The following is a 6,276-nucleotide window of genomic DNA, read 5'->3' as shown; positions in this document are numbered from 1 at the left end:
GGTCCTGTCGGGGCCACATCAGGACCCTTGACGGAGGCGGTATCAGGGGGCGTGACGGAGGCGGTATCTGGGGTCGTGACGGAGGCGGTATCTGGGGTCGTGTCAGGGGGCACGACGGAGACGGCATCAAAGTTCGTGTCAGGGGCGGTGCCGGGGGCAGCGTAAGGGGCGATGTCGGGGAGGCGCCGAACTGGGGGCCAGCCGCAAAGGCGGGCCGCGTTCCGGCTGTCAGCTGATATCCCAGTCGTCTTCGCCCGCGATTCCGCCCACGGCCATCCAGTCTGCACGCACCCGCGCCACCCGGGTGTCCGACCAGGTGCGAAAGACAATGGTAAAACCCTGTGCGGTGACGTCTTCAGCGGCAAGATCGGCGCGGCCGTTGCTGTCGGAATCCATGTCCCACATTGCCATATGGGCCTGCACAACCGGCGGGCTCAGGTAGGGTTCGGAGAACACAACCGGCCGGCGGCACTCTCGTGGCCCGGTGCCGGTCCACATTTCGCCGCCATCCTGAAAGTCGGAGAACAACACCACTGAGCCCTGGTCCACACCGACCAGGCTGCTTCGTATTTTGCGCATGTCCATTCTCCTTCCGGGAAGTCCGCCCGCCACAGAAACAGAGCAACCTTACCAAAACGCAAAAAGGCCCCGGTTTCCCGGAGCCTTTTTACAATTTCAAAACCAGATCACAGCGACGGGCTGTTCGGGTCCAGACCAATATGGGTGCCCATGGCCACCAGATCCGCGAGGAACTTGGCGGTGGCATGCGCCACATCAGGGTGGGCATTGTCATGAGCGTCCTGAGCTTCAGCGATCATCTCATTGATCATCTCTTTGCTCAGTTCACCTCTGGGCACTGCCCGCTCGGCCAGAACCGAAACACCTTCGGCACCGATTTCTGCGAAACCACCGATCACTGCAAAATAGTCGGTCCCGTCGGGACCGTCCACTGTCAGCACACCGGGGCGCAGGGTCAGGATGGTCGGCTCATGGCCGGCCATCGCTGTCAGGTCGCCTTCGGCGCCTGGGATCTGCACCTGGGTCGCCTTTACGGACGCAAGCTTGCGTTCGGGCGAGACCAGGTCAAATTGCATCAATTGGGCCATTGTTCAGCCTCCCTTAGATCAGGCGGCGTCCGCTGCCATCTTCTCGGCTTTTGCGATCACTTCGTCGATGCCGCCAACCATGTAGAAGGCGCCTTCGGGCAGGTGATCGTACTCGCCAGCCACAACAGCTTTGAACGATTTGATGGTATCTTCGAGCGGAACCTGTTTACCGTCAGCGCCGGTAAAGATTTTCGCAACATCGAAAGGCTGCGACAGGAAGCGCTGGATTTTACGCGCACGGGCCACGGTGAGTTTGTCTTCTTCCGACAGCTCGTCCATGCCCAGAATGGCGATGATATCCTGAAGCGATTTGTAACGCTGCAGGATTTCCTGCACGTCGTTCGCAACTTTATAGTGCTCATCACCGATGACGGACGGATCCATCAGACGCGATGTGGAATCCAGCGGGTCAACCGCAGGGTAGATGCCCAGCTCGGAGATCGCACGGTTCAGAACCGTGGTCGCATCCAGGTGCGCAAATGATGTCGCAGGTGCAGGGTCGGTAAGGTCATCCGCAGGCACGTAGATCGCCTGAACCGAAGTGATCGAACCCACTTTGGTAGATGTAATCCGTTCCTGCAGCGCACCCATGTCGGTGGCCAGTGTCGGCTGGTAGCCCACAGCGGAAGGAATACGACCCAGCAGCGCCGAAACCTCAGAACCAGCCTGAGTGAAGCGGAAGATGTTGTCGACGAAGAACAGCACGTCAGCACCCATCTCGTCGCGGAACTGCTCGGCCAGTGTCAGACCAGAGAGCGCCACACGCATACGCGCACCGGGAGGTTCGTTCATCTGGCCGTAGACCAGAGCAATTTTGGATTTTTCCAGGTCATCAGGAACGATAACGCCGGATTCAATCATCTCATGGTAAAGGTCGTTGCCTTCACGGGTCCGCTCACCAACACCGGCAAATACAGACACACCGGAGTGTACTTTTGCGATGTTGTTGATCAGTTCCATGATCAGAACGGTTTTGCCAACACCGGCACCACCGAACAGACCAATTTTACCACCTTTGGAATAAGGCGCCAGCAGATCGATCACTTTGATGCCTGTCACCAGGATCTCGGTATCAGTCGACTGTTCAGTCATTTCAGGCGCGGGCTGGTGGATGGCGCGACGCTCAGCGCTCGCAACCGGGCCCTTTTCGTCAACCGGATCACCGATCACGTTCAGAATACGACCCAGGGTACCGGTGCCAACAGGCATGGTAATGGGTGATTCCAGATCGGACACTTCTGCGCCACGGACCAGACCTTCGGTCGCGCCCATCGCGATGGTACGAACGGTGCCTTCGCCGAGGTGCTGCGCAACCTCGAGAACCAGACGTTCCCCATTGTTTGTCGTTTCAAGAGCGTTCAGGATCTGGGGCAGTTCGTCCCCGAACTGAACGTCCACAACGGCGCCGATGATCTGGATCACCTTGCCTTTTGCGTTTGCCATGTTCTTTCTCCGTCTCTTAGAGCGCTTCAGCGCCTGAGATAATTTCAATCAGCTCGTTGGTGATCACAGCCTGACGCGAGCGGTTATACTCGATGGTCAGCTTGTCGATCATTTCGCCGGCGTTGCGGGTTGCGTTGTCCATTGCGGACATGCGCGCACCCTGCTCCGAAGCAGCGTTTTCGAGCAGTGCAGTAAAGATTTGCGTCGCGACACCGCGCGGCAGCAGGTCGGCCAGGATGGCCTCTTCGCTGGGCTCATAGTCATAAAGCGCGGTCGCAGCAGCTTCGTCAGCCTCAATGGAGGCCGGGATCACCTGCAGCGCAGTCGGGGTTTGTTCCATCACGCTTTTAAAGCGCGAAAAGAACAGCGTCGCCACGTCAAATTCTGCCGCATCAAAACGGGACAGAAGGTCATCGGCGATGGCCGTGGCATTGCCATACCCCACCCGTTTCACCTCGGTCAGATCAACATGGTCAATCATCAGATCGCGGTAGTCGCGCTTCAGCTGTTCCCGGCCTTTTTTACCCACGGTCAGAATTTTGACCGTTTTGCCAGCGGCGAGAAGCTCCTGGATGCGCAGACGCGCCAGGCGCACAATCGTGCTGTTAAAGCCGCCACAAAGCCCCCGTTCAGAGGTCATCACCACCAGAAGGTGGATCTGATCGCTGCCGGTGCCGGCCAGAAGCCGGGGTGCAGTGGCGGAGCCGCTGACAGAGGCCGCCAACCCACCCAGAACGGCGTTAAACCGTTCTGCGTAGGGGCGTGCTGCCACAGCGGCATCCTGGGCGCGGCGCAATTTTGCAGCCGCGACCATCTGCATGGCCTTGGTGATCTTGCGCGTTGATTTAACGCTCTCGATCCGGTTCTTAAGATCCTTAAGGCTTGGCATAGTCCAGTCCTTTCAGGGCTTATACGAAGTCAGCTGCGAATTCGTCGAGCGCTGCTTTGATACGGTCGGCGGCGGGGCCTTTGACCTTGGGATCGTCTTTGGTGATCCATGCAAGCAGATCCGCATGTTTGCCACGCAGATGCGCCAGCAGGCCAGCTTCAAAACGGCCAACAGCTTTGACGTCGATCTTGTCAAGGTAACCGGAGGTGCCGGAGAAGATGACGCAAACGATCTCAGCATTGGTCAGCGGCGAATACTGTGGCTGTTTCATCAGCTCGGTCAGACGGGCACCACGGTTCAGCAGCTGCTGAGTTGCGGCGTCCAGGTCGGAACCAAACTGCGCAAAGGCAGCCATTTCGCGATACTGAGCCAGTTCCAGCTTCACCGGACCAGCAACCGATTTCATCGAGTTGGTCTGAGCAGAAGAACCAACACGTGAGACCGACAGACCGGTGTTCACCGCAGGACGGATGCCCTGGTAGAACAGTTCGGTTTCGAGGAAGATCTGACCATCGGTGATCGAAATCACGTTGGTTGGGATAAACGCCGAAACGTCGCCACCCTGAGTTTCAATGATCGGCAGAGCCGTCAGCGAACCCGCGCCAAAATCTTCGTTCAATTTCGAGGAACGTTCCAGCAGACGAGAGTGCAGGTAGAACACATCGCCGGGATAGGCTTCGCGGCCTGGTGGGCGACGCAGAAGCAGCGACATCTGACGGTAGGACACAGCTTGTTTGGAGAGATCATCATAGATGATCAGAGCGTGTTTGCCGTTGTCGCGGAAATATTCACCCATCGCAGTCGCGGAGTAAGGCGCGAGGAACTGCATTGGAGCAGGATCAGAAGCGGTCGCAGCCACAACGATGGAATATTCCATCGCGCCGGTTTCTTCCAGTTTCTTCACCAGCTGTGCAACGGTCGAGCGTTTCTGGCCGATCGCAACATAGATGCAATACAGCTTTTTGGACTCATCGTCGCCAGCGGCCTCATTGTAGGACTTCTGGTTCAGAATGGTGTCGAGCGCGATTGCGGTCTTGCCGGTCTGACGGTCACCAATGATCAGCTCGCGCTGGCCACGGCCAACGGGGATCATCGCATCCACAGATTTAAGGCCGGTTGCCATTGGCTCATGCACCGATTTACGCGGGATGATGCCAGGGGCTTTGGCGTCGGCAATGCGACGTTCTTTGGCGTTGATCGGACCTTTGCCGTCGATCGGGTTGCCCAGACCGTCAACTACGCGACCCAAAAGCTCGGGGCCCGAGGGCACGTCTACGATCGAGTTGGTGCGTTTGACAACGTCACCTTCTTTGATGTCGCGGTCCGACCCGAAAATAACGATACCGACGTTATCTTGCTCAAGGTTCAGCGCCATGCCCCGGATCCCACCAGGGAATTCGACCATTTCGCCAGCCTGAACATTGTCGAGACCGTGCACACGCGCGATACCATCGCCAACGCTGAGCACGCGCCCAACTTCAGCAACTTCAGCTTCCTGGCCAAAGTTTTTGATCTGCTCCTTTAGGATGGCAGATATTTCCGCTGCTTGGATTCCCATTATCCGACCTCTTTCATTGCATTCTGGAGGTTGTTGAGTTTGCTGGCGATCGAAGTGTCGATCATTCGCGAACCCACCTTAACGATAAGACCACCGATGAGAGAGTCATCGACGGCCACATTGATGATTACGTCTTTGCCGATTTGAGCCTTGAGCGTTTTGGCCAGCTTGTCCTGCTGGGCCTTGGTCATGGCTTTGGCGGAGGTCACTTCAGCAGTGACTTCGCCTTTTTCCTCAGCAATCAGATCGCGCAGCTCAGCGTTCAGCTGGGGCAGCACGAACAGACGACGTTTCCGGGCCATCAGGCCCAGGGTGTTCGCCACAATGGGCGACAATTTCATTTTGGCAGCAATGGCAGCAACCGACCGTTCCTGATCTTCGCGCGTATACACGGGCGACGCGATCAGGTCGCGGAATTCTGCGCTGTCGTTCAGAGCACTTTCAAGCGCGACAATGTCGCTCTCAATGGCTTTGACGGACTTGCCTTCAACTGCCAGCTCAAAGATGGCTTTGGCATAGCGTGCGGCAATGCCGCTGGAGATCGAAGCTGGTTCGGACACATCCACCCTTCCGATGTCGTGGCCCTGTGCCGCGGTATGCAGGCGTCGGGCAGCGTGAGAAACCTGCAAAAGCAAGCATCAAAAATCAGCGTGGATGTAACAGAGGATCTGTAACCTAGCAACAGGAATGACTGGATTTAGCGCCAACATTGGTACAATGTGGATAAGTTTGTATACCGATGTATACACTTCCGGCTGCAGAAACCGGCCCCAAAGGATAAAAACCCCTTATCTATAAGGGTATCGGCCCGGTGCCGCTTCCGGGGCAGACATATTGCCCAATCCCGTATTTCCCGCAGGATCCGCGCCCGTGTTCAAAATGATACACAATCGGGTGCCTGAAAACGCCCGCAGGATTCGCCTTCGCCGCAGAGCCGGCTCCAGCTGGCAAAATTTCGCCTGTAGCCCTCAGACCGGTTTGGCTTCCGGACGTGCGCCGGCGCCCTCGAGCACCCGCAATGGCCGCCGTATCGCCTCTGGCAGACCGGAACCGGTGGGGGCATAGATCTGTTTGGACACTTCGACCAGAATCACCCCGCCCGCCAGATAAGACGAGATCCGCCGCCCCACCCGTTCGGCCACGTGACCGGTGCGCAGCCAGAACTTTTTCTGTGACGGCGGCTGAAACAGCGCCGCCCGGTGTCGCTCGGGCACAAAAGAATGTTTTTTGAGCTGATTTTCCAGCTGGCCCAGGCTGTAGGGCCGGCCAAATCCGAACGG

At 57.6% G+C, this 6,276-nt stretch carries 6 protein-coding genes and 1 pseudogene; all 7 read right to left on the bottom strand.

The window, feature by feature from the left end; genetic code table 11:
- Nucleotides 1-228: 228 nt before the first annotated feature.
- Nucleotides 229-579, bottom strand: coding sequence for an H-type lectin domain-containing protein (locus DWA01_RS22750; RefSeq protein WP_114288098.1), 351 nt, complete (start codon nt 577-579; stop codon nt 229-231).
- Between the two features lie 107 nt (nt 580-686).
- Nucleotides 687-1,106: a F0F1 ATP synthase subunit epsilon gene (locus tag DWA01_RS22745; RefSeq protein WP_114288097.1), complete on the bottom strand. Its 420-nt coding sequence runs from the start codon at nt 1,104-1,106 to the stop codon at nt 687-689.
- 18 nt (nt 1,107-1,124) lie between these two features.
- Nucleotides 1,125-2,549, bottom strand: a complete 1,425-nt coding sequence (gene atpD / locus DWA01_RS22740; protein ID WP_114288096.1) for a F0F1 ATP synthase subunit beta — start codon at nt 2,547-2,549, stop codon at nt 1,125-1,127.
- Between the two features lie 16 nt (nt 2,550-2,565).
- Nucleotides 2,566-3,438, bottom strand: a complete 873-nt coding sequence (locus tag DWA01_RS22735; protein ID WP_114288095.1) for a F0F1 ATP synthase subunit gamma — start codon at nt 3,436-3,438, stop codon at nt 2,566-2,568.
- A 19-nt stretch (nt 3,439-3,457) separates the two neighbouring features.
- Nucleotides 3,458-4,996, bottom strand: coding sequence for a F0F1 ATP synthase subunit alpha (gene atpA, locus DWA01_RS22730; RefSeq protein ID WP_114288094.1), 1,539 nt, complete (start codon nt 4,994-4,996; stop codon nt 3,458-3,460).
- A complete protein-coding gene (locus tag DWA01_RS22725) occupies nt 4,996-5,556 on the bottom strand; it encodes a F0F1 ATP synthase subunit delta (protein ID WP_114288099.1) in 561 nt (186 codons plus the stop codon). Before DWA01_RS22725 ends, atpA begins: the two co-directional genes overlap by 1 nt.
- 408 nt (nt 5,557-5,964) lie before the next feature.
- A pseudogene (locus tag DWA01_RS22720) lies at nt 5,965-6,276 on the bottom strand (hypothetical protein); the annotation flags it as partial.

Origin of the sequence: Candidatus Halocynthiibacter alkanivorans (assembly GCF_003333265.1) — a bacterium.
Taxonomy (GTDB): Bacteria; Pseudomonadota; Alphaproteobacteria; order Rhodobacterales; family Rhodobacteraceae; genus Halocyntiibacter_A; species Halocyntiibacter_A alkanivorans.
Note: the sequence above shows the minus strand (reverse complement) of the source record. Positions and strands in the feature narration are given on the sequence as shown.